The organism is Micromonospora sp. CA-248212, assembly GCF_050948405.1.
Classification (GTDB): Bacteria; Actinomycetota; Actinomycetes; order Mycobacteriales; family Micromonosporaceae; genus Micromonospora.
The window spans coordinates 195694-219802 of the sequence record NZ_CP192023.1 but is presented as its reverse complement, the minus strand read 5'-3'; the positions used below and the strand labels follow the sequence as shown (position 1 = coordinate 219802).

General features: G+C 70.2%; 29 protein-coding genes and 3 tRNA genes. 20 read left to right on the top strand and 12 right to left on the bottom strand.

Annotated elements, in window-relative coordinates; all coding sequences use genetic code 11:
• Window positions 1–13: 13 nt before the first annotated feature.
• The 9 genes from ACQP03_RS01090 to ACQP03_RS01050 all read left to right on the top strand — a co-directional run bounded on the left by ACQP03_RS01090 (window position 14) and on the right by ACQP03_RS01050 (window position 6019).
• On the top strand, window positions 14–1156 hold the full coding sequence (locus ACQP03_RS01090) for a polyprenyl synthetase family protein (protein WP_357132057.1): 1143 nt from the start codon (window positions 14–16) through the stop codon (window positions 1154–1156).
• A gap of 28 nt (window positions 1157–1184) precedes the next feature.
• Window positions 1185–2666, top strand: a complete 1482-nt coding sequence (gene crtI / locus ACQP03_RS01085; RefSeq protein WP_357132060.1) for a phytoene desaturase family protein — start codon at window positions 1185–1187, stop codon at window positions 2664–2666.
• Window positions 2663–3286 carry an isopentenyl-diphosphate Delta-isomerase gene (gene idi, locus ACQP03_RS01080; protein WP_357132063.1) on the top strand — a complete coding sequence of 208 codons (624 nt, stop codon included), beginning with the start codon at window positions 2663–2665 and terminating at the stop codon, window positions 3284–3286. Before crtI ends, idi begins: the two co-directional genes overlap by 4 nt.
• On the top strand, window positions 3276–4220 hold the full coding sequence (locus ACQP03_RS01075) for a MerR family transcriptional regulator (protein WP_433459897.1): 945 nt from the start codon (window positions 3276–3278) through the stop codon (window positions 4218–4220). Before idi ends, ACQP03_RS01075 begins: the two co-directional genes overlap by 11 nt.
• Window positions 4221–4296: 76 nt before the next feature.
• Window positions 4297–5097, top strand: a complete 801-nt coding sequence (locus tag ACQP03_RS01070) for a polysaccharide deacetylase family protein (RefSeq protein ID WP_357171659.1) — start codon at window positions 4297–4299, stop codon at window positions 5095–5097.
• A 143-nt stretch (window positions 5098–5240) separates the two neighbouring features.
• Window positions 5241–5313, top strand: a tRNA-Glu gene (locus tag ACQP03_RS01065).
• Window positions 5314–5344: 31 nt separating this feature from the next.
• Window positions 5345–5418: transfer RNA gene (locus ACQP03_RS01060), tRNA-Asp, on the top strand.
• 99 nt (window positions 5419–5517) lie between these two features.
• Window positions 5518–5591 (top strand) — tRNA-Phe (locus ACQP03_RS01055).
• Between the two features lie 275 nt (window positions 5592–5866).
• Window positions 5867–6019 carry a hypothetical protein gene (locus ACQP03_RS01050; RefSeq protein WP_357132072.1) on the top strand — a complete coding sequence of 51 codons (153 nt, stop codon included), beginning with the start codon at window positions 5867–5869 and terminating at the stop codon, window positions 6017–6019.
• A gap of 349 nt (window positions 6020–6368) precedes the next feature.
• Here ACQP03_RS01050 and ACQP03_RS01045 read toward each other — a convergent pair whose 3' ends face one another.
• Window positions 6369–7070, bottom strand: coding sequence for a hypothetical protein (locus ACQP03_RS01045; RefSeq protein WP_433459893.1), 702 nt, complete (start codon window positions 7068–7070; stop codon window positions 6369–6371).
• A 174-nt stretch (window positions 7071–7244) separates the two neighbouring features.
• Window positions 7245–7937, bottom strand: coding sequence for a DUF6218 family protein (locus ACQP03_RS01040; protein ID WP_433459891.1), 693 nt, complete (start codon window positions 7935–7937; stop codon window positions 7245–7247).
• 211 nt (window positions 7938–8148) lie between these two features.
• On the opposite strand from ACQP03_RS01040, the gene ACQP03_RS01035 reads away from it, so the two are divergent.
• Together ACQP03_RS01035 and ACQP03_RS01030 are read left to right on the top strand one after the other, a co-directional pair.
• Window positions 8149–9111 carry an exonuclease domain-containing protein gene (locus ACQP03_RS01035; RefSeq protein WP_357132078.1) on the top strand — a complete coding sequence of 321 codons (963 nt, stop codon included), beginning with the start codon at window positions 8149–8151 and terminating at the stop codon, window positions 9109–9111.
• Window positions 9112–9279: 168 nt separating this feature from the next.
• Window positions 9280–9870 carry a GIY-YIG nuclease family protein gene (locus tag ACQP03_RS01030; protein WP_357132081.1) on the top strand — a complete coding sequence of 197 codons (591 nt, stop codon included), beginning with the start codon at window positions 9280–9282 and terminating at the stop codon, window positions 9868–9870.
• A 97-nt stretch (window positions 9871–9967) separates the two neighbouring features.
• Here ACQP03_RS01030 and ACQP03_RS01025 read toward each other — a convergent pair whose 3' ends face one another.
• Window positions 9968–10870: a DMT family transporter gene (locus ACQP03_RS01025; RefSeq protein WP_357132084.1), complete on the bottom strand. Its 903-nt coding sequence runs from the start codon at window positions 10868–10870 to the stop codon at window positions 9968–9970.
• Entirely contained in the window at window positions 10860–11633 is a 774-nt protein-coding gene (locus tag ACQP03_RS01020) for a GntR family transcriptional regulator (RefSeq protein WP_357132087.1), read from the bottom strand. The genes ACQP03_RS01025 and ACQP03_RS01020 overlap by 11 nt, the downstream gene beginning before the upstream one ends.
• A gap of 240 nt (window positions 11634–11873) precedes the next feature.
• Between ACQP03_RS01020 and ACQP03_RS01015 the strand changes: the two genes are divergently transcribed.
• Window positions 11874–12068, top strand: coding sequence for a hypothetical protein (locus ACQP03_RS01015; RefSeq protein WP_357132090.1), 195 nt, complete (start codon window positions 11874–11876; stop codon window positions 12066–12068).
• Window positions 12068–12379, top strand: a complete 312-nt coding sequence (locus ACQP03_RS01010; protein ID WP_357132093.1) for a hypothetical protein — start codon at window positions 12068–12070, stop codon at window positions 12377–12379. The genes ACQP03_RS01015 and ACQP03_RS01010 overlap by 1 nt, the downstream gene beginning before the upstream one ends.
• 77 nt (window positions 12380–12456) lie before the next feature.
• Here ACQP03_RS01010 and ACQP03_RS01005 read toward each other — a convergent pair whose 3' ends face one another.
• Window positions 12457–13488 carry a hypothetical protein gene (locus ACQP03_RS01005; protein ID WP_357132096.1) on the bottom strand — a complete coding sequence of 344 codons (1032 nt, stop codon included), beginning with the start codon at window positions 13486–13488 and terminating at the stop codon, window positions 12457–12459.
• Window positions 13489–13654: 166 nt separating this feature from the next.
• Here ACQP03_RS01005 and ACQP03_RS01000 point away from each other — a divergent pair, with 166 nt between their 5' ends.
• On the top strand, window positions 13655–14179 hold the full coding sequence (locus tag ACQP03_RS01000; RefSeq protein WP_355048395.1) for an SRPBCC family protein: 525 nt from the start codon (window positions 13655–13657) through the stop codon (window positions 14177–14179).
• 97 nt (window positions 14180–14276) lie between these two features.
• On the opposite strand, the gene ACQP03_RS00995 is transcribed toward ACQP03_RS01000, so the two are convergent.
• Entirely contained in the window at window positions 14277–14981 is a 705-nt protein-coding gene (locus ACQP03_RS00995; protein ID WP_357132100.1) for a DUF2786 domain-containing protein, read from the bottom strand.
• 128 nt (window positions 14982–15109) lie between these two features.
• Here ACQP03_RS00995 and ACQP03_RS00990 point away from each other — a divergent pair, with 128 nt between their 5' ends.
• Window positions 15110–15559: a hypothetical protein gene (locus ACQP03_RS00990; protein ID WP_357171662.1), complete on the top strand. Its 450-nt coding sequence runs from the start codon at window positions 15110–15112 to the stop codon at window positions 15557–15559.
• A gap of 40 nt (window positions 15560–15599) precedes the next feature.
• Here ACQP03_RS00990 and ACQP03_RS00985 read toward each other — a convergent pair whose 3' ends face one another.
• Window positions 15600–15989, bottom strand: a complete 390-nt coding sequence (locus ACQP03_RS00985; protein ID WP_357132105.1) for a hypothetical protein — start codon at window positions 15987–15989, stop codon at window positions 15600–15602.
• Between the two features lie 155 nt (window positions 15990–16144).
• Here ACQP03_RS00985 and ACQP03_RS00980 point away from each other — a divergent pair, with 155 nt between their 5' ends.
• Window positions 16145–17488: an ABC transporter substrate-binding protein gene (locus ACQP03_RS00980; protein ID WP_357132108.1), complete on the top strand. Its 1344-nt coding sequence runs from the start codon at window positions 16145–16147 to the stop codon at window positions 17486–17488.
• A 68-nt stretch (window positions 17489–17556) separates the two neighbouring features.
• On the opposite strand, the gene ACQP03_RS00975 is transcribed toward ACQP03_RS00980, so the two are convergent.
• Window positions 17557–18300, bottom strand: a complete 744-nt coding sequence (locus tag ACQP03_RS00975; RefSeq protein ID WP_357132111.1) for an enoyl-CoA hydratase/isomerase family protein — start codon at window positions 18298–18300, stop codon at window positions 17557–17559.
• On the bottom strand, window positions 18297–19154 hold the full coding sequence (locus ACQP03_RS00970) for a 3-hydroxyacyl-CoA dehydrogenase family protein (RefSeq protein WP_357132261.1): 858 nt from the start codon (window positions 19152–19154) through the stop codon (window positions 18297–18299). Before ACQP03_RS00970 ends, ACQP03_RS00975 begins: the two co-directional genes overlap by 4 nt.
• 178 nt (window positions 19155–19332) lie before the next feature.
• On the opposite strand from ACQP03_RS00970, the gene ACQP03_RS00965 reads away from it, so the two are divergent.
• Window positions 19333–19623, top strand: a complete 291-nt coding sequence (locus ACQP03_RS00965) for a hypothetical protein (RefSeq protein WP_357132114.1) — start codon at window positions 19333–19335, stop codon at window positions 19621–19623.
• A 45-nt stretch (window positions 19624–19668) separates the two neighbouring features.
• Here the strand turns inward: ACQP03_RS00965 and ACQP03_RS00960 are convergent, their stop codons facing one another.
• Window positions 19669–20448 carry a class I SAM-dependent methyltransferase gene (locus ACQP03_RS00960; RefSeq protein WP_357132117.1) on the bottom strand — a complete coding sequence of 260 codons (780 nt, stop codon included), beginning with the start codon at window positions 20446–20448 and terminating at the stop codon, window positions 19669–19671.
• A 53-nt stretch (window positions 20449–20501) separates the two neighbouring features.
• Here ACQP03_RS00960 and ACQP03_RS00955 point away from each other — a divergent pair, with 53 nt between their 5' ends.
• Window positions 20502–20894, top strand: a complete 393-nt coding sequence (locus ACQP03_RS00955; RefSeq protein ID WP_357132120.1) for a PPOX class F420-dependent oxidoreductase — start codon at window positions 20502–20504, stop codon at window positions 20892–20894.
• Window positions 20895–20976: 82 nt separating this feature from the next.
• On the opposite strand, the gene ACQP03_RS00950 is transcribed toward ACQP03_RS00955, so the two are convergent.
• Together ACQP03_RS00950 and ACQP03_RS00945 are read right to left on the bottom strand one after the other, a co-directional pair.
• On the bottom strand, window positions 20977–21186 hold the full coding sequence (locus tag ACQP03_RS00950) for a BldC family transcriptional regulator (RefSeq protein ID WP_007073996.1): 210 nt from the start codon (window positions 21184–21186) through the stop codon (window positions 20977–20979).
• A 251-nt stretch (window positions 21187–21437) separates the two neighbouring features.
• Entirely contained in the window at window positions 21438–22277 is an 840-nt protein-coding gene (locus ACQP03_RS00945) for a hypothetical protein (RefSeq protein ID WP_357132123.1), read from the bottom strand.
• A 195-nt stretch (window positions 22278–22472) separates the two neighbouring features.
• Here ACQP03_RS00945 and ACQP03_RS00940 point away from each other — a divergent pair, with 195 nt between their 5' ends.
• Together ACQP03_RS00940 and ACQP03_RS00935 are read left to right on the top strand one after the other, a co-directional pair.
• Window positions 22473–23555 (top strand): Glu/Leu/Phe/Val family dehydrogenase, encoded by a 1083-nt coding sequence (locus ACQP03_RS00940; RefSeq protein ID WP_357132126.1) that lies wholly within the window; start codon window positions 22473–22475, stop codon window positions 23553–23555.
• Window positions 23556–23857: 302 nt separating this feature from the next.
• Complete coding sequence (locus ACQP03_RS00935) at window positions 23858–24073, top strand: DUF3073 domain-containing protein (RefSeq protein WP_007454329.1); 216 nt, start codon at window positions 23858–23860, stop codon at window positions 24071–24073.
• Window positions 24074–24109: the final 36 nt, after the last annotated feature.

Sequence of the window (24109 nt, the reverse complement as noted above, 5' to 3'; positions counted from 1 at the left end):
TACGCTCGTCCACATGGCCAACGACGCAGTTGCGGGCAACGCGGTACGTGTGGCGCCGACGGAGCCAGGCGAGCGGGACGACCCGGTCCGCGCTGTCCTGGCCGCTTACACCCAGGACCTGATCACTGCGGTCGACGAGACCCTCTCCACCTTCCTCACCGCCGAGGTCGACACACTCACCGAGATCGACGCAGCCATGGGCGGATTCGCGTCCGCCGCACGCGCGGCCGTGCTGTCGGGCGGAAAGCGGATCCGGTCCACGTTCGGCTACTGGGGCTGGCGCGGGGCCGTCGGTGGCGACGAACCGCTCCCCGCAGTCCTGCCCGCGCTGGCCGCGCTCGAACTGCTGCACACCTTCGCGCTGGTCCACGACGACGTGATGGACGCCTCCACCACCCGTCGCGGCCGGCCCACGGCACACGTCGCGCTCGCCGCCCAGCACGTCGCCGCCGGTCACCGGGGCGACCCGGACCGGTTCGGCGAGGCCGCCGCCGTGCTGATCGGCGACCTCTGCATGGTCTGGGCCGACAAGCTGCTCGCCCGCACCGCCATCACCCCGGCGAGGCTGTTCGAGGTCCGCCGCTGCTACGACCAGATGCGGGTCGAGACGGTCGCGGGGCAGTACCTGGACGTGCTCGGCGAGAACGACCCGGAAAGCTGGTCGGTCGATCGGGCGCTGCGCGTAGCGCGCTACAAGACCGCCAGCTACACCGTGCAGCGACCGCTGCTGTTCGGCGCCCGCCTGGCCGGGGTGACGGTCGACGACGCGCTGGTCACCGCGTACACCCGCTACGGCCTGGCCGTCGGCGAGGCGTTCCAGCTCCGCGACGACCTGCTCGGCGTCTACGGCGACCCGGAGTCGACCGGCAAACCGGCCGGCGACGACCTGCGCGTCGGCAAGCCCACCACGCTGCTCATGCTGGCCCGCCAACTGGCCACGCCGAGCCAGCTCCGGGCGCTGGAGCAGACCGACGGCGAACCCGTCGAACGGCTCGCCGACGTGGTCGCCGCGACCGGTGCGGTGGCCCGGGTGGAGCGGATGATCGCCGAGCGGGTCGGCGATGCCCTGGCCGCGCTCGACAGCGCGCCCGTGGACCGGACGGCGCGTACCGCGCTGACCGGGTTGGCCACCGCTGCCACCAGTCGGCGGGCCTGATGACCGAGGATCTCGAGGAGGTGGTCACGTGCGGACGGTGACGGGACGGACGGACCGGGTGGTGGTCGTGGGCGCCGGGCTGGGTGGGCTCGCCTGTGCGCTGCACCTCGCCGGCAGCGGCCGGCAGGTGACGGTGCTGGAGCGCGAGCCGGTCCCCGGCGGGCGCGCGGGCCGACTCTCCGTGGACGGGTACGAGTTCGACACCGGCCCGACCGTGCTCACCATGCCCGACCTCATCGCCGAGGCGCTCGGGGCCGTCGGCGAGGAGCTGCGCGACTGGCTCGACCTGACCCCGCTGGACCCGGCGTACCGGGCGTACTATCCGGACGGGTCGACCCTCGACGTACGCACCGACACCACCCGGATGGCCGCTGAGATCTCCCGGGTCTGCGGTCCCCGGGAGGCCGACGGCTACCTGCGCTTCGTCGACTACTCGCGCGAGCTGTGGCGGCTGGAGCGGGCCGACTTCATCGAGCGCAACCTGGACGCGCCGACCGATCTGCTCACCGGCAACCTGCTCAAGCTGCTCACCGGTGGGGCCTTCCGCCGCCTCCAGACCAAGATCAACCAGTTCTTCCGGGACCCGCGCACCCAGCGGATCTTCTCCTTCCAGGCGATGTACGCCGGGCTCGCCCCACACGACGCGCTGGCCATTTACGCGGTCATCGCGTACCTCGACTCGGTTGCCGGGGTCTACTTCCCCCGGGGCGGCATCCACGCGGTCTCCCGCGCGATGGCCGGCGCGGCCGAGAAGCACGGCGTGCAGATCCGGTACGACACCACGGTGACCCGGGTGGAGACCGCGAACGGCCGGGCCACCGGCGTACTGACCGCCGACGGCGAGCTGGTGCCGGCGGACGTGGTGGTGCTCAACCCGGACCTGCCGGTCGCCTACCGGGACCTGCTGCCCGCCGCGCCCGCGCGACGCCTCACCTACTCGCCGTCCTGCGTCGTCCTGCACGTCGGCTCGCGGCAGGGCTATGCGAAGATCGCCCACCACAACATCCACTTCGGACGCGCGTGGAAGGGCACCTTCGATGAGGTCATCCGCAGGGGTGAGCTGATGACCGATCCGTCGCTGCTCGTCACCAATCCCAGCCGGACCGACCCGTCGGTGGCACCAGCGGATCGGCACACCTACTACGTGCTCGCGCCCGTGCCGAACCTCGATCGGGCGCCCTTCGAGTGGCGTGGCGACCTGACCCAGCGGTACGGCGACCAGCTCATCGCGACGCTGGAGGAGCGCGGCTACGTCGGGTTCGGCGACGGCGTCGAGGTGCTGCGGGCGATCACCCCCGCCGAGTGGGCCGAGCAGGGCATGGCCGCCGGCACACCGTTCGCCGCCGCGCACACCCTCTTCCAGACCGGGCCGTTCCGCCCGTCGAACCTGCACCGACACCTGTCGAACGTCGTCTTCGTCGGCTCCGGCACCCAACCCGGCGTGGGCGTACCGATGGTGTTGATCTCTGGCAAGCTGGCCGCCGGCCGGATCACGGGGGAGGGACGATGAGCAGTCGCGAGGACCACCTCGTCGAGCTGGTCGACGACAACGGGCGAGCCCACGGCGACACCACCGTCGCCGCCGCACACCAACCACCGGGGCAACTGCACCGGGCATTCTCGGTGATGCTCGTCGACCCGGACGGCCAGGTGCTGTTGCAACGACGGGCCGCGGTCAAGACCCGCTTTCCGCTGCGGTGGGCGAACTCCTGCTGCGGCCACCCCCGGCCGGGCGAGTCGCTCACCGAGGCGGCCAACCGGCGGCTGCGTGAGGAGTTGGGCACCGGTCCGGTCGAGCTGACCCAGGTGGGCGTCTACGTCTACTACGCCGAGGACCCCACCACCGGTCGGGTCGAGTTCGAGTACGACCACGTGCTGCGCGGCGAGTTCCGGCCCGTCGCGCCACTGCGCCCCGACCCGGACGAGGTGGCCGAGCTGCGCTGGGCCGACCCGGCCGCCCTGGAAGCCGACCTCGACCGGGACCCTCGTTCGTACGCGCCCTGGCTGGGCGGGGTGGTGAACCGTCTGTTGCGCCCCTCGGGGTCCTCGTCGGACACCCCCGGCTCCACCACCACGACCCCGCCCGGATCGCCGGCGGACGACGCGGTGGAGCGGTCGGGTGGCCGATGAGGCGTTGAGCGCGGGCGCCGTGGCACGCCGGCTGGGGGTCGCGGTCACCACGCTGCGTACCTGGCACCAGCGCTACGGGCTCGGGCCCAGCGAGCACGTGCCCGGCCATCACCGCCGGTACACGCCGGCCGACCTGGCCCGCCTCGAAACCATGCGGCGGCTGACCGCCGAGGGCGTCAGCCCGGCCGAGGCGGCTCAATGGGCCCGGCAGGGACCGGACCGCACGCACCTGGACACCGTCCCCCCGGGTCGGATCCGTCCGGCGAGCCGCGACGGCGGCGGCGCCATCGGGGTGGGCCGCGCCGGCCCGGCGGCCCGGGGCCTGGCCCGCGCTGCCATGCGCCTGGACGCGGCGGTGATCAACGAGACGATCGCGCACACGATCGCCGCCAGCGGGGTCGTCGCCACCTGGGAGACCCTGCTGCGGCCGGTGCTCGCCGGCATCGGCGAACGGCATGTCGCCACCTCCGGCCTCATCGAGGTGGAGCACCTGGTCTCCCGGTGCGTGTCGGAGGCGTTCGCCGCGGCCAGCCGGGCCAACCCGCCCGCCGGGCCCGCCCGGATCCTGCTCTCCTGCGCCGACGAGGAGCAGCACACCCTGCCCCTGGAGGCACTGGCCGCCGCGCTCGCCGAGGCCGGGGTGGGCTACCGGATGCTGGGCGCCCGGGTGCCGGTGGCCGCCCTCGTCGAGGCGGTCAACCGGACCGGACCGGCCGCCGTGGTCCTCTGGTCACACACCCGGGCCACCGCCGACCCGGACCAACTCAGCGCGCTGCTCGCCGCACCCCGCCGCCCGCTGCTGATCCTCGCCGCCGGGCCGGGCTGGCGGGCCGATGGCCTGCCCGCCGGAGTGGTCCGGCCGGTCGACCTGGCCGAGGCGGTCTCACTGGCGGTGGCGGTCCGCGATTCGCTGGACCAGTCGCGAGAGGCCTGACCGACCTGTCGGCTCCCCGGCCGCTTCCACTACCGTCGGAGTGGTCCGCCCACCCCGACCCTCCGGGAGCGAACAGATGCAAGCCCGCGCCGCCCTGGCGTCCGTCCTCGCCGTGGTGCTGGTCTTGTCCGGTTGCGCCCAGCCAGACACTGCCATCCACGTCGCCGGGCCGCCGCTGCCCGTCGAGTCGACCACCAGCCCCACGCCGACGCCCACCCCGAGCGCCACCCGCACCAAGCCGCCGAAACCGCCGCTGCGACCGCTGCCGGCGAAGCTCCCGGCCGGGCTCCGGCGCAACACCGGCGTACGGCCCGTGGCGCTGACCTTCGACGACGGGCCCAGCCCCGCCTGGACGCCCAAGGTGCTCGACCAACTGAAGGCGGCCCACGTGACGGCCACCTTCTGCGTCGTGGGCCTCGAGGCCCAGCGGCACCCCGAGCTGATCCGGCGGATCGTCCGGGAGGGCCACCAACTGTGCAACCACAGCTGGCGGCACGACCTCGACCTCGCCCGTCGACCGGTCGCCGACATCAAGGCCGACCTGGCCCGCACCAACAAGGCCATCCAGAAGGCCGCCCCGGGCACGCCGGTGCCCTTCTACCGCCAACCCGGTGGCCGGTGGACGCCAGAGGTCCTCGCGGTGGCCAAGGATCTCGGCATGCACCCCCTGCACTGGGCCGTCGACCCGCAGGACTGGGACAAGCCGACCGCCACCACGATCGCCAACCGGGTCCACAACTCGGCACGTCCCGGCTCCATCGTGCTGCTGCACGACGGGGGCGGAAACCGGGCCGCGACGCTCGCCGCCTGCCCGCACCTGATCGCCGACCTGAAGCACCGCTACGGCATCACCCGGCTCAAGGCAGATGGACCCTGACCTGCGGTTATGCGCTCCCCGACGGCCCCGGCCATACCGGTTTTGTCGACCGGCCAGGCATCACGTATGCTTTCCAAGCCTCCGGCGGGGCCGGATGGGAGCAAGTCCGCTTGAAGTTGCGAATGTGCAATGATGGCGGGGCCGCCCTCATCGTCTAGCGGCCCAGGACGCCGCCCTTTCAAGGCGGTAGCACGGGTTCGAATCCCGTTGGGGGCACGACCGGCGCAAGCCGGAGCAACACAAGCTAGGTCCTGTGGAGCAGTTGGAGTGCTCGCCGCCCTGTCAAGGCGGAGGTCGCGGGTTCAAGTCCCGTCAGGACCGCAGCGCTGACGCCGCGCCTCGCGCGGCGTTCTGCGTATCGGAGCGTGTGATCCTGTCAGCAGCTCGATCTGCTGGCGGGTAGCATGAGCCGAGCAACACGGCCAGGTAGCTCAGTTGGTACGAGCGTCCGACTGAAAATCGGAAGGTCGGCGGTTCGACCCCGCCCCTGGCCACATAGCCTTTCGCCGGGCTACAGAGATCCCCACCAGCGGATTCGCAGGTGGGGATCTTGCTATGGGTAGTCCTACCGCACCCATGACCGTGGCCCGCGGTTGACCGCTCCTCACCGGTGATCGCCACCACAAGTTGCACACTCGCCGCACGCCGCCGGCTCGGCTGGGAGGCTGTTGGGACCGGGTACGATGCCCCTGAAGAGCTGCCTTGTACTCGATTCCCGAGCCCTCTGGGGCGGCTGGTGCCTGCCGGTCGCGGGAAGCTCACTAAGATCATGAAGGCCACGCTGCCCGCCGTCTTTTTTGTGCTGCTGCTGATGGTCTCGGCTCTTGTGGGAGGGGTGGATGTGATGGTCTGCAACCTGCTGGTCAACGTCGCTTCGACTCTCGTGACCGGGAGTCGGGTAGAGGGCAGCTCTTCGCTGTAACGCTAGCCACGGGTCGGCCCGCTCGTCGTGCCCGCGAGGCTCCGCAGGACGCCTTCTAATCCGTAGCTCCGGGCGGTTCAGTCCGCTCCGGCTGCCCTCGAGATCGGCTGGCTCGTGGGGGCCGCGTGGTAGCGGTTGCAGCTCGATCGGTTGCTGTACTTCCCTGCTGTATCTCCGCTGCCTCGGCAGGCACGTTCAGCCGCCACTGGACTGGGCACGGACCGCAGAGCGGGCCCGCATCGGCCACGGCGCTTTCCAGAGAACCTTGCGGCGTCCTTGCCTGGCTTCGGCCTGCAAGTTCACGTGCCCCCGGGCGCAGCTCTGGCCTCTCGTTGGGGTCGGGCCGGGGTCAGCTCCCGGAACGAGCAGAAGCCTGCGCTGGGATCTCCTGCTTCGGAAGTGGAGTAACGAGGACCTCGGCAGGGACTGTCCATGGCTCGAAACCGTCGCGGGTGCACCGCAGAAGTAGGCGGACGGACTTGCCGGCGTAGTCGCGCCGCCAGGAAGCTTCCGTGCCACTTGTGTTCCAGAGGGGCGGGAGCTGCCGATCCATGGCGAAGTCGGTGCCCTCGCCAAGCGGGAGGCTGAACGGCGCGACATCGCGGCCGTTCTCCGACCCTCCGTCGATGCCGTGCCTGAATCGGTACGGCCCCCAGACATGGTTCGCAACCTGATCCGCGCTAGGGCCACCTGCGATTTGTGACGCCCCACGAGCGTGGTAGTCATCTCGGACCGAGAGCTGGATCTGGTCGAGGCGGTCGAGGCTGGGAGGGCCTACCAGCTCAACATGAAGCATGGCGTACGTGTCCGACTGAGCCTCGGCCGTGATCTTGAATTGCGGAAGTGTCTCGGCCCAGATGCGTCTCGCCTCAATCCTTGTCAGCGCCGCAGTTGAGCTAGCGGCAGTTTGCGTTGTCCTATAGGCCAGGTAGGCAACGACGAGAGCGGCGAGTGCCGCGAGGGCGCTGGTGACGGTACCAACGGCGCTCCAAAGCGTGGCTGTGTCCACGCTCGCGGTCGGTACAGCCTCAAGCCCCTGGTTCAGTCTCATGGCGACCTCTTGGTGTGATGTAGATCTTGATTCGCGTTGAGCTCCAACGGATGCGTCTGATGCCGTTGTATGCCCTGCCTACCACTGTCGGATCTTGCTTGGCATTGGGTCTCGCTGAACGGTTGCTGACTTACGGCTGACGCAGTGCCGCCAGCGCCAGCGCTCCTAGTCTGCTTATTCAGACGTGCCAGCAGCTGCCTGCAATATCGACAGCCAACGAGGCGGAAGCAGCCGCGGCTCGCTCAAGGATCGGAGATATCGCCGGCGACAGCGCACCTGCTCGGTGTCCTGCCACAGCTGCGCGACCCGGGCCAAGCCGGCGCTAAGGGCAAGCGCACTAGCCGCCACCGGCGATGCTGCCGCCCGCCGGGCCCCGGCAGTGAGCTCCCTCAGTTCCGCCACACTTGGAACCTCGCTGGGCCAGACCAGCGGCGCTACCTTCGACTTCGCAGTTCGCCGGTAGTCGTCCGCCACCAAGACGATGGCCGCACGTTGCTCGGTCATCTCCTGTAGCAGGTCCGGTATGGCCACAACGTTCCGCTTGAGGGCGGCAGACAGCTGTGCCGGCACGTTGGCAGCGAGGCGATCGATCACGCTAACTGGAGTACCGGTGTCCCAGTCGACCAAGCATCTATCCCGCAGCAGGCCCATCAACCGCTGAAAGTACTCGTTATCCTGCTGCAGCTGCTTCAACGGCAGAACCCAGGCACCCACAGCACGACCGGTCGCGCCAAGTCGCCACACCGCCAGCGACTCCGAACCAGCTTCGTCGTGTCCGATCGCCAGAACGGCGTGACCGCGTGCACCTGGCACGTAGTCCAACGGTATGGAGAGCTCGTTCTCGGGGGCATCGACGGCAGAAGTCATATCGGGAGTCCTTGATCATTGACGACGGGGTGACCACCGTAGCGACAACCTCCGACGACTCCAGTCAGCTGGACGGTCGATTAACCAGCGACAGCCGCTCAGACGATCGCGGCCTCGCACGACCGCCTGACTATGGAGCAGGTGGATGAACCCGAGGTCAGACCGAAAGGTGGAACGAGCAGCACTTCGAGCGACACTATGGTCGTTGATCATGACATCATGGGTGGCGATCGATTTTGAGACGGCAAACGAGTACCGCGGCAGCCCATGCGCCGTTGCCATGGTTGCAGTGCAAGACGGCATGCTTGGCGAGCGGTACACCACATACATCCAGCCTCCGCCCTCGGCCGCCTACTTCTCCCCCTTCAACATGGCGCTGCATGGCATCACCCCACGGCATGTCCAGAACGCACCCAACTGGCCTCAAGCGCTCAAGGAGATCATTGACTTTGTCGATGACCGGCCAGTAGTGGCTCACAATGCCGCCTTCGACTTGGGCGTCATCAGGAACGCATGCGATCTGACGGACTCGCCCTGGCCTAACTTGACCTACGCCTGCACCCTCGTGGTCGCCCGTCGAACCTGGCAGCTCATCTCGTACTCGCTCCCCTGGGTCGCCGAAGCCGCTGGCCATCAGTTTCTCGACCACCACGATCCCGCGGCCGACGCACAGGCGGCGGCAACTATCGCCCTCGCAGCGCAGCGCGCCCACGGCGTGGACACGCTGCCGGAGCTTCTACAAGCTACGAGGACTAGGTTCGGCGCTCTTTTCGGCGGCGAGTGGAAGGGCTGCCGCTACCAACCTCCATCGACCTCTAGGGCCCGATCTGCTCTCCCTGGCGCCAACCCAGATGCCGACCCAGATGGTCCCTTCTACGGGCTTACGGTCTGCTTCACAGGCACGCTGCTCACCATGAGCCGCGATGAGGCACGGCACCTGGTAGCCGAGGTGGGAGGCCAGCCGGTTGCTGGAGTCTCGAAAAAGACGAACGTGCTGGTGATCGGCGAACAGGACCCCAGCCGCCTGAGGCCAGGTGCCGAGACCAGCAGCAAGCACCAAAAGGCTGCCACGCTCCTTGAGGCCGGCCACTCGATCGAGGTCATCTCAGAACTTGACTTCCTGCAGCGCCTCGCATCGACCGAAGGTGTCTCACTACGGCTTAACGGAACGTGACACCGTGACCGACTGTCGCTCCTGTGCCCTAGAGTGCCGCATGGCCGACCGCACCTACGGTGACATCCCTGGTTTTCCTGTGGGCACTGAGTTGTCAACCGGACAGCCCTAGCGGCACGCCTTCAGCCTGCCAACCCGCGTCCGCGCATCCCGTGCCGAGGAGTATTAGTGGTCCCGGAGGAGGCATTACTCCGTCCCTCCCGTCTTTACCGGGCTGAGGATGTCCAGGGACGAAACTGTCCGATACCGGCGGCACCTGGCGTCTACGCCTGGTATTTCGCATCGCCGCCACCCCTGGTCCCGGTCCCTGGCTGCCATCAGCGGGACGGGGCAACGCTGCTTTACGTGGGCATCTCACCGAAGGCACCGCCGAGCAATGGCCGCCCCCCGAGCAGGCAGACCATCCGCAGTCGCATCCGCTATCACTACAGAGGCAACGCTGCCGGGTCGACGCTACGCCTGACCCTCGGCTCGCTCCTCGCCGACGAGCTTGAGATCGGGCTACGCCGAGTCGGTAGCGGCAACCGGCTGACCTTTGGCCGAGACGGCGAGAAACGGCTCACCGACTGGATGGCCGAGCACGCCCAGGTCGTGTGGAGCGCCACGGATCAGCCGTGGAAGCTTGAGGAGGAACTCATTCAGTCGTGCGTGCTTCCGCTCAACCTCGACCAGAATCGCCACAGTTCGTTCCACAGCCAACTCTCCGCCCTCCGCGCCGCGCAGAGGACGCACGCTCGCGCGCTACCGGTGGAGGCATGACTGCCGCGCCGAGGATGACCTGGACGCCATGGCCTTCATGCTCGACTCCCAACAGGCATTGTCGATGTGGTGAGACTAGACATCCACAGGCAGGCTGCTACCGCTTCTCGGCTGACCGCTTCCGGGTGAGGGTGACCCCAGCGAGGACCAGGGCGATGCCGGCCACGATCGCGACGGTGACGGCTTCGTGCAGGAAGATCCCACCGAGGATCACGGCGACAATGGGCAAGAGGTAGGTGACCACCGATGCGGCGGTCGGGCCTTCGTCATCGATGATGCGGTAGTTCAGGACGTACGCGGCTCCGGTCCCGAGTGCGCCGAGGACGAGCAGGCTTGCGACGGCGTCGAGTCGCCATGTCGGTGTGTCCAATCCTGCGAACGGGAAGGCTAGGGCGAGCAGGACGGTGGCTGCGCCGAGCTGGGCCGCCGACAGCATGAGCGGAGGGATTCCGCGGCCGGCCAGGAACCTGCCCATGTAGACGTAGCCGAGTCCGTAGCTGGCGGCGGCGGCGAGGCAGGCAAGGCCCCCCCAACTGGCGATCTCACCCGCGGACTCCCACGGCGAGAAGATGACCACTACGCCAAGGAACCCGAGGGCAAACCCCGCGGTCTTCCTCACGGTGACGGCGCGGTCGACGCCGACGAGGAAGGCTAGGAGCAGCGTCCACAGCGGCGTGGTCGCGTTCAGCACGCCTGCCACGTTCGATCCGACCGTCTCCTCCCCGCTACCGAACAGCACATACGGCACGGCGTTGGAGATCAGGGCCGCGACGAACAGGTGCCCCCAGACACGTCGCTCGCTCGGGAAGCGCAACCCCCGGGACAGGACGATGGGCACCAGGATCACGAAACCGAGAAAGAGCCGGGCGAACACGATCTGCACCGGGTTGAAGCCCCGCAGTGCGAGCTTGATCCATAGGAAGCTGGAACCCCACAGCAGCGCCAGAGCAGCCACCCGAGCGATGCCCGTCCGGGTGACGCCTTGGTGGTCAGTCTTCAACGGGCATCTCGTAGTCCAATCCGTTCACGTCGGCTCGCATGACGAACCGCGTCACCTCGAACGCTCGTCCCTCGCCGTCGGTGCTGGTGTGCAGAACCTCGATCACGGGCACGCCCGGCGGCATCGCCAGGCCCTTCACTTCTTCGGGCGTCGGCATGCGGGAGCTCACCTCTTCGCGAATACGCACGATCGGGTAGCCGAGATCCTCGAACCGCTGGTAGATGCTGCCTCGACCGAGCTTCTTCTCACTCGCCAGCGGCGACCCCTCGACCACCGCCGTGGGGATGTAGGTGATCGCGACTTGCACCGGTTCGTCGTCAGCGAAGTACCAGTTCTCGCGCCGGACGACCTCTTGACCGGCGTCCAGTCCGAGTCGCTCGGCAACCTCAGGCGGTGGCTGCACGGTCGTGACTGACCGGCACTCCGTGTGCGGGACTCGCCCTTGTCGCTCGACCTCGATTCGGAACGGCGAAAGGCCGGTCTCGTTCCGTGCTCGTCGGGAGTACCGGTCCCGGCCCATCCGCACCAGCGGCCGGCGCTGACGTACGAAGACGCCTCGGCCGTGCTGAGCCTGCGCAAGCCCTTCGGCTTGCAGGATGCCCAACGCCTCGCGCGCCGTGTTGCGGGCAGTGGCGTACCTGGACGCCAATTCGCGCTCGGAAGGAAGCTGGTCGCCGTCTACGAGATCGCCGCGAATGATCGCGGCCCGTAGCTCCTCGGCGATGCGGCGGCTCGGCGGCTGCCGTTCTTCCTGATTACTCATCGGATCACCCGTTCCTCGAGGTGATCCCAGGCTACCGCTACTGGCTCAAGCCAGCTATTGACAGATGCTCGCCTCTTCACCAAACTGGCTTAAGCCACTACTGGCTCAAGCCAGTTAGTCGACGGGCACGTCGCCCGCCAACGCCGGGAAGCCGGCGCGACCAAGGAAGGACGGGGGCGGCCGCGCCGAGAGAGGCCGGCCGGCCACCTCAGTCCTGATGAGGAGAGAGGGCAACCCGCGATGAGGATCCGCAATCCGTTCCGCCGGCACGGACGCCGGCTCGCGCAGCTCGACCAGACCGGCCCGGCCACCTGCTACCCGCACGGCTTCGGCGCGTACCCCGCTCCGCCCACGTGGGCCGGCCCCACCCTCATGACGACCGCGTCCCCGCTGCTCACCCCTGGACAGCTTCACCGTGCCGGCGGCATCTGGTGATGGGCGAGGAGCCGACCACCGTACGCGCGGTCCGTATCGAGCTCGGCCAGCGTTCGGTCCGGGCGCTCGCGAACCACCTGCAAGATGAGCACCTGCCGCGGCGGCCGGACTGGGACTGCCTGACGTGTGACCCTTCCACGCCCTGGCCGTGCGACTCGGCGCGGATGCGCCTCGCCGAGACGTACGAGGAGCACGACAACCGGATCGGCCTGTCGATGTACATGGGTTCGCTGCTGCACGCCGCGCTCGAGGAGATGCCGGACACCCCGGCGAACGAGTTGCACGAGAGGTTCGTCGCCTGGACGCGATGAGCGCCACATCGCCCGCAGTCGAGTCGATCAACTCTCGCCCGAGGCCCCGTCGGACGGGCCGGCGCACGGCAGCCCGGTCACTGGTCGTCGCGGCCCTGTTGGCGGTGCTGGGCGATCCCACCCTGGATCGCCTCCCACACGCTGCGGCCCGCCTGCCGGAGGCTCTCGCCGGCCTGCTCGGCGAGCTGCGCCGCGCTCTGGGCCGCCGCCTGCGCCCCACCCGCGACACCACCGCCAGCCTGCCCGCCGCCTCCGCCGCCCTGCTGCCCACCGGCTTGCCGTCCGCCGCCGTACTGGCCGGCACCCTGCTGTCCACCGCCGTGCTGGCCACCACCACCACCTTGCTGGCCGCCGCCCTGGGCACCACCACCGGTCGGCCCGCCACCAGAGGGTCCGCCGCCGGCTTGGCCGCCCCCAGCCCGACCACCCTGGCCGCTTTCGCCGCGCCCCGCCGGGCCGCCACCAGCCCGACCAGCCCCAGCCGGACCGCCGCCGGACGGTCCACCACCGCTCGGAGCGCCCTCGGGCTGCTCCCGGTCACCTCGGCCACCGGTAGGAGCGCCGGACGGGCCCGGAGCGGGGGTCGAGACGGGCGGACCGGCCGACGGACTCACCGGGCGGGCGGGTCGTACTCGTGGCTGGTCGCCGCCGGACGCATCCGTTCGTCGGGCCAGATCGTCGCGTACGCGGGCGTGCTGTGCCAGTGCGCTGACCTCGGTGGCGCCGGCAGCGACCTGCTGGGCGCTCCGGTTGACGTCGTCGAGCGCACCGCCGCCCGCCTGGGCGAGGGATTCGATGACCTGCGGGTTGTTGTCGATGGTGTCGAGCGCGCGGCCGAGGAGTGTCACCAACTGCTCCAGTCGTACCCGTAGCTGCGCCTCGGCGTGTACCCCGTCGATGTCCAGTTCGACGCCGTGCAGGTGGACCCGTACGCCCGCGTCGAGTTGGAGCAGGTTGGCCAGCCGGGCACGCAGCGAGATGTCGGCGTCCAGCCCGTCCACGGCCAGCCGGATCGAGTCGACCGAGACCTTCGGGATGTCGAGGAGGACGTCCGGCTCTCCGGCGTCGGCGTCCCGCTCCGGCCGTCGCTGCTGCGCGTTCTCGCTCATGCTCTCCCGCTCCGCCCGTGCGCCGAACCCGGTGGTCCGGGCCGTCCGGCGCGGTTACCCGCTTTCCGGCGGGCCATCCCGTGCGTGACGACTCGGCAACCCACTGTCTGGAAAAGGGCACTGCGGAAGCTGCACACCCGGGCATCAGCCGGTATGGTCCGGGCCTATGGGACAGGGGATGGCTGATCCGGCCGACATTCGGCAGGACCTGGAGCGCTTCTCCTTACGGTGCAGTCTCCTCGTCCCCGGGTCCGCCGAGCGGGCGTTCGCCGTGTTCACCGACGAGCTGACCGAGTGGTGGGTCACCGAGTACACCTGGTCCGGTCCGGAAGCTCTCGCCGAGCTGGGCATGGAGCCCCGGGCCGGCGGAATGCTCTACGAGATCGGCCCGTACGGCTTCCGGGCCGACTGGGGTCGGGTGCTCACGTGGGATCCGCCTCGACGGCTGGTCTTCGCCTGGCAGCTCGGGCCGGACCGGGTGCCGGTGCCGGATCCGGCGAAGGCGAGCGAGGTCGAGGTGCTGTTCCTGCCGGACGGCCCCGAACGGACCCGGGTCGAGCTGGAGCACCGGCACTTCGACCGGCACGGCGAGGCGGCCGAGGGCTATCGCAAGGCGCTCACGGCGGGCTGGCACGAGTTGCTGACCCGCTATCTCGCCACGGTGTCGCGCGGCGGCCCGCACACCGCCTGAGCCGCGCCGGGCCGGGCTGATCCAGGCCGAGCCGGGCTGATCCAGGCCGGGCCGCGCCGGGCCCGGCCGCGCCAAGCCGCGCTGCGCCGGGCCGGGGTCAGTGGCCGAGTTGTCGACCGACCCGGCTGGTGTCGAGATTATGGCCCCCCAGGTGAGCGCGGCTGCCCGCCTCGGCGCCGGAGCCGAAGCCCGTGCCGCCGAGGCGACGAGCCGGGGCGGTACGCAGTCGCGGGTACTCCTCGGTGAGCCGTCGCTGCACCCGGTCGGAGCGGTCGGCGAGCACCAACGCCATCGACGGGGCGCCTGACTCGCTGGCCGCCGCGGACTCGGCCGCCCAGAGCCGCCCCCCGATCACCTCCGCGAAGCCCGCGAGCCAGGAGCGCCGGAAGGCGGCCGGATGGTCGTCCGCCGGCACCGCCGTGGCCGCCAGGCCGTGTGCGGCCTGTACGAGCAGCGACGTGAAGAGCAGGTCCACGCGTTCGAGGTCGCTGGCGAAGCCGAACAGGTGGGCGACGAAGCCGTTGCCCTGCTTACGCCGGACGCAGCGGCAGCGCAGCGGTTCGGCGACCGCCGCGAGCAGGCCGACCTTGTCCCGCGCGTACGGGGCGACGATGTCGAGCACGCGGTCGCCGACCGGGTCGCTGGTCGGGTCGCGGACCGCGAGCAGCGCCCTGTCGACGCCGTAGCGGGCGATCAGCTCGGTCGCCTTGGCGGTGAACGCCGCCGACTCGGCGGGAGTGCAGGCCGGATCCTCGGCCTGGGCGAGCAGCTTGCGCACCTTGCTGAGCATGGCCTCGGACATGCCCCAGAGCTATCACACCCGACCGACGATCCCGGACCACGCCGCGATTAATCGATCAGTATCATCGTCACGGTCAGCTCGTCCGTCCAATACGAACAGTCAGTTAACTGTTTTCGGAGGCCGCCTGCATGTCATCCCCGACCGCTCGCCTGCTCGCCGTCGCCACGGCCGCCGCGCTGCTCGCCACCGGCGCACCCGCCCAGGCCGCCACGGCCACCCCGAGCGCCGACTCCACCGATTTCACCTCGGGGCCGAACCTCTTCGCGCCGCTCGCCACCTGCTACGGCGGCGCGGTCCGCTCGTTCTTCCAGACCGGCGGCTACGGCGGCCAGGCCGGCCCGTACCGCACCACAACCCGCTGCCGCGACATCAACGTCCGCAACACCAGCGCGTACGCCACCGAAGCCTGCGTGATCTTCATCGACAAGACCAGCAACTGCAACTACTGGACCTACCTGCCGGCCAACTCCGGCTGGACCGTCGTCGCGACGAACGTCCGGGACGGGGTCAACTTCCGGGTCCGCTTCGACAACCTGCGCTACGAGTACGAGCCGCTGGTCGCGTACCACGCTTTCTGAACGGCCCGCGCGGACGCGGCACCCGAAGCGGGTGCCGCGTTCACTCGGCGCGGCTGCGCAGGGTGGCGATCGTCGAGCCGGCGAGCGTGAGCAGGCAGTCGGAGAGCAGCCCGTCGGCCGCCGCCGCGCCGAACAGGGCCTCGCCGGTCGATACGTCCCGGTTGGCGTAGGCGCTCACGAAGCGGGCCACCCAGCGGGTGTCGTAGTCCGCCTGCTCGATGCCCGGGAACTCCAGCGCGCATCCGGTGCTCGTCGGCGCGTCACCGACCATCGTCGCGGCCAGGCACCAGGCGACCCCGTACGCCCCGGACAGGCCGGCCCGGTCGACGACGGCGTCGAACGTACCCGTCACGGCGTCCCCGTCCCCGGCCAGCGCCGATCGGAGCACGGCGGTCGCGTCGTCGAACGTCTGCTGTGGTAGGTCCGTCACGCAGCGCACAGTAGGACGGGGGGTCAAGCCACGGCACTTCCGTCACTGTGTGTATTCACAGTGAGCTACCTACGCATTGCGCCGCCTCCACGGTCCCGCGACCGGCCCGGGCACGCTAATGTGCGCAGCGGACCTTCGCCGGAGGAAGGACGACCATGCTCGTATCACGCCGCTCGCGGGTGGCCACACTGGCTGCCTGCGCGACGATCCTGCTCGCCACAAGCGCTTGCGGGGATGACAAGGCCCAGGAGGGGAGCGCCCAACAGGTGCGCCTCTACGGCACGGACGGCAACATGCTCAACTCCTACCCAGCGGAGTTGAAGGAACGCGCCGACCTCGTCGACGGAATGAAGGGGACCACGCCACTCACCCCACTGCCCGAAGACTTCAAGGGCCGGCTACGGTCCGTCAATCCGGCGCTGACGGACTACCTCTACTCCGCCGAGACGTACGACGCGGTGGTCATCGGTGTGCTCGCCGCCCAACTGGCCGGCAGCACCGACCCGGCGGCCATCGCCAAGCAGATCGTCGGCGTGACCAACAACGGACAGCGCTGCGAGACCCCGGCCGCCTGCCTCACGCTGGCCCGGGCCGGGCAGGACATCGAGTACCGCAGCGTCTCGCTGACCCGCGCCGGCTTCACCGACAAGGGTGAGCCGGCCACCGCGAGCTACGCCACGCTGACCTTCGACGGCCAGCAGCTCAACGACGGCAAGACCGAGTTCGTCGGCGCGGGCTCCGAGTCGGCGGCGAGCACCAAGACGCCGCCGAAGGGCAAGAAGCCGCGCCCCGGTGACGCCGACGACCAGAAGCCGCTGATCGTGGGCGGTCTGCTGCCGAAGACCGGCGACCTGGCGATCGCGTACCCGCCGATGGCGGCCGGCGCGGCGCTGGCCATCCGGGAGATCAACGCCGCGGGCGGCGCGCTGGGCAAGCCGGTGACGTGGAAGGACGGCGACGACGGCACCAACCCGGCGGTAGCCAAGGCGACCGTCGCCAAACACGTGGCGGACGGGGTCAGCATCATCATCGGCGCGGGCGCGTCGGGCATCTCCCGCGAGGTGCTGCCGGACGTGGTCAAGGCCGGGAAGATCCTCTTCTCGTCGTCGAACACCGACGCCGGCCTGACCGACGTCGAGGACAAGGGCCTCTACTTCCGTACCGCCCCACCGGACAGCCTCCAGGGCCGGGCGCTGGCCGACGTGGTCCTCCGCGACGGGTCGCAGAAGATCGTCATCGTCGCCCGTAAGGACTCCTACGGTGAGGGCCTGCAGGCCACCGTCCGTGACGAGTTGGAGAAGGCCGGCATTCCCGGTGACCGACTCAAGCTGCTCACGTACGACCCGCCGGCAGACGCCAAGGCCGCGCCGGTGGACTTCTCCGGCGGCGCGAAGGAGATCAAGCAGTTCGGTGCGGACGCCGTCCTGATCATCGGCTTCGGTGAGTCGGCCCAGGTGATCCGGGCGCTCGCCGACAGCGGGGTGCAGATCCGGCACTGAGCAGTACCTGCGGACCGCGTACGGCCGCACCGGCTCGACAGCCGGTGCGGCCGTTCCCGTTTGCCGCGTCAGCGGGCCCGGCGGCGTTCCAGGAACTCGGTCATGCGGCGGTGCTTCTCCTCGTCCTCGAAGAGCACCGCCTGACTCACCAGGTCGAGCTGCGGGTGCGCGGCGGCGGGCGCGTCGACGGCCAGTTTCGTGAGCCGCAACGCCAGGGGCGAGGCCTGGGCCATCTCGTCCAGCAGCCCGTGCGCCGTCGTCAGCAGCTCGCCGGGTTCGTCCACCACCCGGTTCACCAGACCGATCCGCAGGGCCTCCGCCGCGTCCACCCGACGGCCGGTGAACAGCAGTTCCTTGGCCCGACCTTCGCCGATGAGGGCGGGCAGTCGGTGGGTCGCGCCAGCGCCGGCCAGGATGCCCAACCGCACCTCCGGCTGGCCGAACACCGCCCGGGCCGTACACACCCGAAGATCGCAGGCGTACGCCAGTTCCGCGCCGCCGCCCAGCGCCGGCCCGTCCACGGCGGCCACGCTCGGCATGGGTAGTGCCCTGATCCGCGCGAAGGCCGCCGAGTTGATCGCGGCCAGGGCGTCCGTGCGGCCCCGCTCGCGGAGCTGGCCGATGTCGGCGCCACCGGCGAAGATGCCCTCCGCGCCGCCGGTCAGGAGCAGCAGCCGGGGACGGGCCTCCAACTCGGCGCAGACCTCGTGCAGCTCGGCGATCAGGTCGGCGTCGATGGCGTTGCGCTTCTCCGGTCGGGCCAGCGTCACCACGAGCCGGTCCGACCGCTCCTCGATCCGCAGACCACTCATTGCTTGACGCCACCTTCCCAGCGGTAGAAGCCGTGCCCGGACTTCTTGCCCAGCCGTCCGGCGGCCACCATCTCCACCAGCAGCTCCGGTGGCGCGAAGCGGTCCCCGTACGCGGCCTGGAGGGTACGGGCGATGTCGAGGCGCACGTCCAGGCCGACGAGGTCGGTGAGTTCCAGCGGCCCGATCGGGTGCCGGTAGCCGAGCACCATCGCCTTGTCGATGTCGGCGGGGCTGGCCACCTGGTCGGCGACCATCCGGATCGCCTCCAGCCCGAGGGTGACCCCGAGGCGGGAGGTCGCGAAGCCGGGCATGTCGCGTACCACGACGGGGTCCTTGCCCAGCCGGCCGGCGAGCGCGACGGCCGCGGTGGTGGTCTCCTCGGCGGTGGCCGGGCCGACCACGATCTCCAGCAGCGCCATCGCCCAGACGGGGTTGAAGAAGTGCAGGCCGAGGAAGCGCTCGGGCGCGTCCAGAGCCGCGGCCAGCTCGCCGATGGCGATGCTGGACGTGTTGCTGCCGAGCAGGGCCGGGTTCAGGGCGGCGGCGTCGCGCAGCACCGCCCGCTTCAGCTCCAGCCGCTCCGGGACCGCCTCCACGACCACTCCCGGGGCGGGGGCGACGTCGGCGAGGCTCGGCCGCAGGATCACCCGCTGCCGGTACGCGGCGGCCTCGTCGGCGGTCAGCCTGCCGCGCTGCACCGCGCGCTCCCACAGGTCGGCGAGCCGGGTCAGCGCGGTCGCGCCCCGGTCCGCGTCCACCTCGACCAGCTCGACGGCGTGACCGGCGCCGGCCGCCACGTACGCGATGCCGAGCCCCATCGTGCCCGCACCGACGACCACGAAACGATCGTTCATCACGCCTCCCTGTCCGTCCCGGTGGGCGCGCGGGGTCTCCGCCACGCCGGCCCGGGTGCTCGGCCCGCTGCGCTCGCTCATGGTGCGACCCTAGACAGCCCGGTACCCCGCCGATGCGTGGGGGAGCGCGGGATCGGGTACGTACGGCCCGTCAACTCAAGGGAAGGACCGCATCGAGATGAGCCAGGCACCGGAGAGCGTCACGACCGACTCCGAAACCGTGGAGACCCGGGGCGACGAACGGGTCGACCTGCTGCGCGCCGACACCAACAACGACGGCAAGACCGACGTGTGGGTGGTGGACACCGACGGCGACGGCAAGGCCGACCTGTTCCAGTTCGACACCGACGGTGACGGCAAGGTGGACATCACCATGGTCGACCTCGACGAGGACGGCACCCCCGACGAGGTCGTCGACGGCGACGGCGGCCTCCCGCCCGAGCCGCTGCCCCCGACCGTTCAGGTCTGAGTCGTACGACGGCTCCCGCGTCCGTCGCGGCGCGGGAGCCGTCGCTCAGCCGGCGAGGCGCAGGGTGGCCAGGTAGTAGGGGGCGTCGCGGTCGTCCACATCGATCAACCGCCAGCCGCTGCCGTGCACCAGCTCGGCGAACTCGTCCGGCGAGCAGACCAGGTAGTCGAACCATTCGGTGCCGAGTTCCCGGTAGCGCAGCCGGAGCCGGAGCTGGCCGCCGAGCCGCCCCCGGCGTCGGTTGCGCTCGTGGTAGCCGGTGTGCACGGGGTCGCGGGTGCCGTACGGGTTGGTGCCGTGCGCGATGATCTGTGCTCCCGGTCGGGCCAGCGCGGCGAGCGCGGCGAGGAACGCCGGGGCCCGCTCGCGCCCCTCGAACAGCCCGAGGTTGTTGCCGAGCAGCAGGAACGTGTCGTAGCGCCGGCCGTCGGCGACGTGCGTGTCCACCGTTGCGTGCACCAGCCGCCGTACGCCACGCCGTCGGCTCACGTCGAGGGCGCCCGCCGACGTGTCGAGGCCGGTGACGGGTACGCCGCGCTCCTGGAGCAGCAGCGCGATCCGGCCGGCCCCGGTGCCGACGTCAAGCGTCTCGCCCCGGGCCCGGTCGACGGCCCGGTGGTCGTACGGCTGCCAGTCGGCCGGCCCGTCGAGGTAGTGCGCCGCCGGAGCGCCGTTGATCAGGCCGTCGTCCCGCTCGATGATCTCGATGACCGGCCGGGGCAGCCGACCGCCGACCATCGGCCGGGGCCCGACCCCGGTCGCCACGGCGAGCGTGTCCCGCAGCAGTTCACCGACCACGTCACCAATTCCAGGCTCCCCCGTCACGCCGTTCACGCTATCTGGCCGCTCAGTGGCCCGCAGCGGCCTATCCTGGCGGCGTGACCACCCTGGACCGACTGTCGGCCGAGAAGTACATCCTGCTCACGACCTTCCGCAAGGACGGCCGGGCGGTGCCGACCCCGGTCTGGGCGGTCCGCGACGGCGACGCGTTGGCGGTGTGGACCCGCGCCGACTCGGGGAAGGTCAAGCGGATCCGCCACAACGGCGAGGTGACTGTTGCGCCGTGCGACGTGCGGGGCCGGCCGCACGGCGCGGAGGTGCCCGCCCACGCGAGCCTCTACGGTGGCCGCGACACGGGCCGGGTTCGCGACCTGCTCAAGCACAAGTACCGCCTGATCGGTCGGCTGAGCCTGCTGGGCAGCCGGTTCCGTCGCGGTGAGGGCGGCACGGTCGGCATCCGGGTGACGTTGACCGGCCCCGACACGGACTGACGCGCCACCGTCGGAGCCGAGCGGACATGAAAAGGGGCGGTGGATCGAAATCCACCGCCCCTTTCCGGAAACCTCTATCGGGTCAGTCGCCCTGCCGCTGCTGCGGGATCTGGCCCTGTAGCAGCGCCCTGACCTCCGACTCGCGGTATCGACGGTGGCCACCCAGGGTGCGGATGGCGCTGAGCTTGCCCGCCTTCGCCCACCGGGTCACCGTCTTCGGGTCGACACGGAACATCGACGCCACCTCGGCCGGTGTGAGCAGCGGCTCTGGTTCGTGCGTTCGCGATGCCATCGGTCACTCCTCCACATGTATAGACATCGGCCGGGGTCCCGCCGGCCGACGCGTCTCCCATGGTCCGGCTAGTCCCCGATGTCCGACATGGGCCGAACGGATGAAGGTCCCTAGACGGACGGATGAACCATGCCCGATTTTTACGACTTTTACACGGCAGAAAGTACCTTATTCGGACTCATGATCACGGTTCGTGATGCGTCAACTACGAGACACCCTCGCTTTGGGAGCGCTCCTAGGGGCGATTTGCCCTAGTTGCACCGCTCCAGGAGCTGCACCGCGCGCCAGCGGGCCACCAACTTGTCGTACGCGGCCGACGCCTCGTCCGCCTCCCCCCGCGACAGGCCCGCGAGGCCACCGGCGACCAGCTCCGGCGAGTCGTCGGCGGCGAGAGTCTCATCGGAGAGCAGGTCGACGAGGCCGCCGTAGTCCAGCTCCACCACCGAGCCCGGGTGGAACTCCTCGAGCCAGCGCGCCGCCTCCTGGACCGCCTCGGTGATCGGCGCCTCACCCACCGACTTACGCAGCACCGACAACGCCCGGGACGAACGACGACGAGCCTTGGAGATCTCCGTCCGGTAGCGCAGCGCCCGCCGGCCCGGCTGGGTGACGAGGTCCCGCTCGGTCGGGTCGAAGAGCACGAACCACCGCAGGGGTACGCCCCAGGTTGCGATCTGCTCGTGCACCCGGGGCACCCCGTGCTCCAGAACCCGGGCGCCGCTGCGCCAGTCGTCGACGACCGCTCGGGCCTGCCCGGCGAGCACCGGCGGCACGAAGGCGTCGGCAAGCACCGGGGGCACCCCGTCCCGGGCGTTGAGCGCCGCCTCAGCGACCCGGATGCGCAGGTTCCAGGGGCAGACCAGCAGGCTGTCGTCCGTCTCCAGGACGTACGCCTCCTCGGGCAGGTCGGGTAGGCGGGTCCAGCCCGCGCCCAGCGCCTCGATCACCGCCGTCCGCTGCCGGCCGGGTCCCTCGACCGGGGCGATCGCCCGTCCCTCCGAGACATAGCGACGCCAGTAACTCTGCCGGTCCCGGTCGAAGGCGGTCAGCGGCTCGTACACGCGCAGGTAAGAAGCGAAGAGCGACGGCACCGCGCGATCCTCCCATGAACCGCACCCCGGCGCGGCCAGCGGTGCGGACCGCGCGCCCCGCACCGTGGGACGGCGGCGGCACGTCGGGCGGTCGCACGGCGGCCGATACTAGGCTCGATCACACCGGCAGCATCCCCGCCGGGGTCCACCAGGTCCGCGTCCCACAAGGAACGCACACCATCGTAGGAGCCAGTCATGGGCGTATTCGCGAGCACCGACGACCCGGTATCGACCGGTCACGAACAGGTCGTCTTCTGCCAGGACAAGCAGAGCGGCCTCAAGGCGATCATCGGGATCTACTCCACCGCGCTGGGGCCCGCGCTCGGCGGCACCCGCTTCTACCCGTACGCCAGCGAGGACGACGCCCTCGCCGACGTGCTCGACCTGTCCCGTGGGATGGCGTACAAGAACGCGCTCGCCGGCCTGGACCTGGGCGGCGGCAAGGCCGTCATCTGGGGCGACCCGGAGCAGATCAAGAGCGAGGCGCTGCTGCGCGCGTACGGCCGCTTCGTGGAGTCGCTGGCGGGCCGCTACTACACCGCCTGCGACGTCGGCACCTACGTGCCCGACATGGACATCATCGCCCGCGAGACCCGCTACGTGACCGGCCGCAGCGTGGAGCACGGTGGCGCCGGCGACTCGTCGATCCTCACCGCCTGGGGCGTGTTCCAGGGCATGCGGGCGGCCGCCGAGCACGTCTGGGGCACGCCGAGCCTGAACGGTCGCCGGGTCGGCGTGGCGGGCCTGGGCAAGGTCGGTAAATACCTGACCGGGCACCTGCTGGACGACGGCGCCGAGGTGGTCGCCACGGACGTCAACCCGAAGGCCCTGGCCTGGGTACGCGCCAACCACCCGCAGGTCACCCTGGTGGACGACGCCAGCGCGCTGGTCGCCGCGGACATCGATGTGTACGCCCCCTGCGCGCTGGGCGGCGCGCTGAACGACGACACCGTTGCGGCGCTGCGCGCCAAGGTGGTGACCGGCGCGGCGAACAACCAGCTCGCGCACCCGGGGATCGAGAAGCTGCTGGCCGACCGCGGCATCCTCTACACGCCGGACTACGTGGTCAACGCCGGCGGCGTGATCCAGGTGGCCGACGAGATCGAGGGCTTCAACTTCGACCGGGCGAAGCTGCGGGCCACCCGGATCTACGACACCACCCGGGAGATCCTGCGCCTGGCGGACGACGAGGGCGTGCCGCCCGCGGTCGCCGCGGACCGGCTGGCCGAGCGGCGGATGGCCGAGGTCGGTCGGCTGCGCACGATCCACCTGCGTTGAGGCATCCCGGAGGCGGATCGACCGGGATCCGCCTCCGGGCCTCCTGTACCGGCCCGACTCGGTAGGCTGAGGCCCGGGTCAAGTTTGGCGTGTTTTGCCCGGTGTCACGGGTGCTCTCCGTTCCGCTCCTTACCAGGTACACTGGGTGACGGCCGGATCGCCGCGACGCGCAGAGCCGGCTGACGGTAACCCGAGGTGCCGAACGATGGCATCCCCATGTACCGTAAGAGCCACGAGAGATGCCTGACGTCATCGGGGCCCGCCTTCGGGCTGCCCCGCATTCTGTGCGAGGGGGTCGAGCCATGGGGCGCGGCCGTGCTAAGGCCAAGCAGACGAAGGTGGCCCGGGAGTTGAAGTACCACTCCCCGAACACCGACCTCACCGCCTTGCAGCGCGAACTGGCGGGTGCTGGTAAGTCTGAGCACCACTTCGACGACGACTCAAAAGAGTTCGTCGACGACGATGATGAGAATCACGCGGACGACGACCCCGATCCCTGGGTCCGTCCGACCCGCTGACCTCTCGACGTAGTTGAGCACGCGGTAACCCCCGCG

Excerpts from the sequence above, each read along its gene's own strand:
- ACQP03_RS01005 (WP_357132096.1), bottom strand. The coding sequence starts at position 13,488 with ATGAGCGAGAACGCGCAGCAGCGACGGCCGGAGCGGGACGCCGACGCC.
- ACQP03_RS00980 (WP_357132108.1), top strand. The coding sequence starts at position 16,145 with ATGCTCGTATCACGCCGCTCGCGGGTGGCCACACTGGCTGCCTGCGCG.
- ACQP03_RS00995 (WP_357132100.1), bottom strand. The coding sequence starts at position 14,981 with ATGTCCGAGGCCATGCTCAGCAAGGTGCGCAAGCTGCTCGCCCAGGCC.
- ACQP03_RS00975 (WP_357132111.1), bottom strand. The coding sequence starts at position 18,300 with ATGAGTGGTCTGCGGATCGAGGAGCGGTCGGACCGGCTCGTGGTGACG.
- ACQP03_RS00940 (WP_357132126.1), top strand. The coding sequence starts at position 22,473 with ATGGGCGTATTCGCGAGCACCGACGACCCGGTATCGACCGGTCACGAA.
- ACQP03_RS01090 (WP_357132057.1), top strand. The coding sequence starts at position 14 with ATGGCCAACGACGCAGTTGCGGGCAACGCGGTACGTGTGGCGCCGACG.
- ACQP03_RS01010 (WP_357132093.1), top strand. The coding sequence starts at position 12,068 with ATGGGCGAGGAGCCGACCACCGTACGCGCGGTCCGTATCGAGCTCGGC.
- ACQP03_RS00990 (WP_357171662.1), top strand. The coding sequence starts at position 15,110 with ATGTCATCCCCGACCGCTCGCCTGCTCGCCGTCGCCACGGCCGCCGCG.
- ACQP03_RS01020 (WP_357132087.1), bottom strand. The coding sequence starts at position 11,633 with ATGAGTAATCAGGAAGAACGGCAGCCGCCGAGCCGCCGCATCGCCGAG.
- ACQP03_RS00965 (WP_357132114.1), top strand. The coding sequence starts at position 19,333 with ATGAGCCAGGCACCGGAGAGCGTCACGACCGACTCCGAAACCGTGGAG.
- ACQP03_RS00935 (WP_007454329.1), top strand. The coding sequence starts at position 23,858 with ATGGGGCGCGGCCGTGCTAAGGCCAAGCAGACGAAGGTGGCCCGGGAG.
- ACQP03_RS00950 (WP_007073996.1), bottom strand. The coding sequence starts at position 21,186 with ATGGCATCGCGAACGCACGAACCAGAGCCGCTGCTCACACCGGCCGAG.
- ACQP03_RS01070 (WP_357171659.1), top strand. The coding sequence starts at position 4,297 with ATGCAAGCCCGCGCCGCCCTGGCGTCCGTCCTCGCCGTGGTGCTGGTC.
- ACQP03_RS01050 (WP_357132072.1), top strand. The coding sequence starts at position 5,867 with ATGAAGGCCACGCTGCCCGCCGTCTTTTTTGTGCTGCTGCTGATGGTC.
- idi (WP_357132063.1), top strand. The coding sequence starts at position 2,663 with ATGAGCAGTCGCGAGGACCACCTCGTCGAGCTGGTCGACGACAACGGG.
- ACQP03_RS01000 (WP_355048395.1), top strand. The coding sequence starts at position 13,655 with ATGGGACAGGGGATGGCTGATCCGGCCGACATTCGGCAGGACCTGGAG.
- ACQP03_RS01040 (WP_433459891.1), bottom strand. The coding sequence starts at position 7,937 with ATGACTTCTGCCGTCGATGCCCCCGAGAACGAGCTCTCCATACCGTTG.
- ACQP03_RS01045 (WP_433459893.1), bottom strand. The coding sequence starts at position 7,070 with ATGAGACTGAACCAGGGGCTTGAGGCTGTACCGACCGCGAGCGTGGAC.
- ACQP03_RS01035 (WP_357132078.1), top strand. The coding sequence starts at position 8,149 with ATGACATCATGGGTGGCGATCGATTTTGAGACGGCAAACGAGTACCGC.
- ACQP03_RS01015 (WP_357132090.1), top strand. The coding sequence starts at position 11,874 with ATGAGGATCCGCAATCCGTTCCGCCGGCACGGACGCCGGCTCGCGCAG.
- ACQP03_RS00970 (WP_357132261.1), bottom strand. The coding sequence starts at position 19,154 with ATGAACGATCGTTTCGTGGTCGTCGGTGCGGGCACGATGGGGCTCGGC.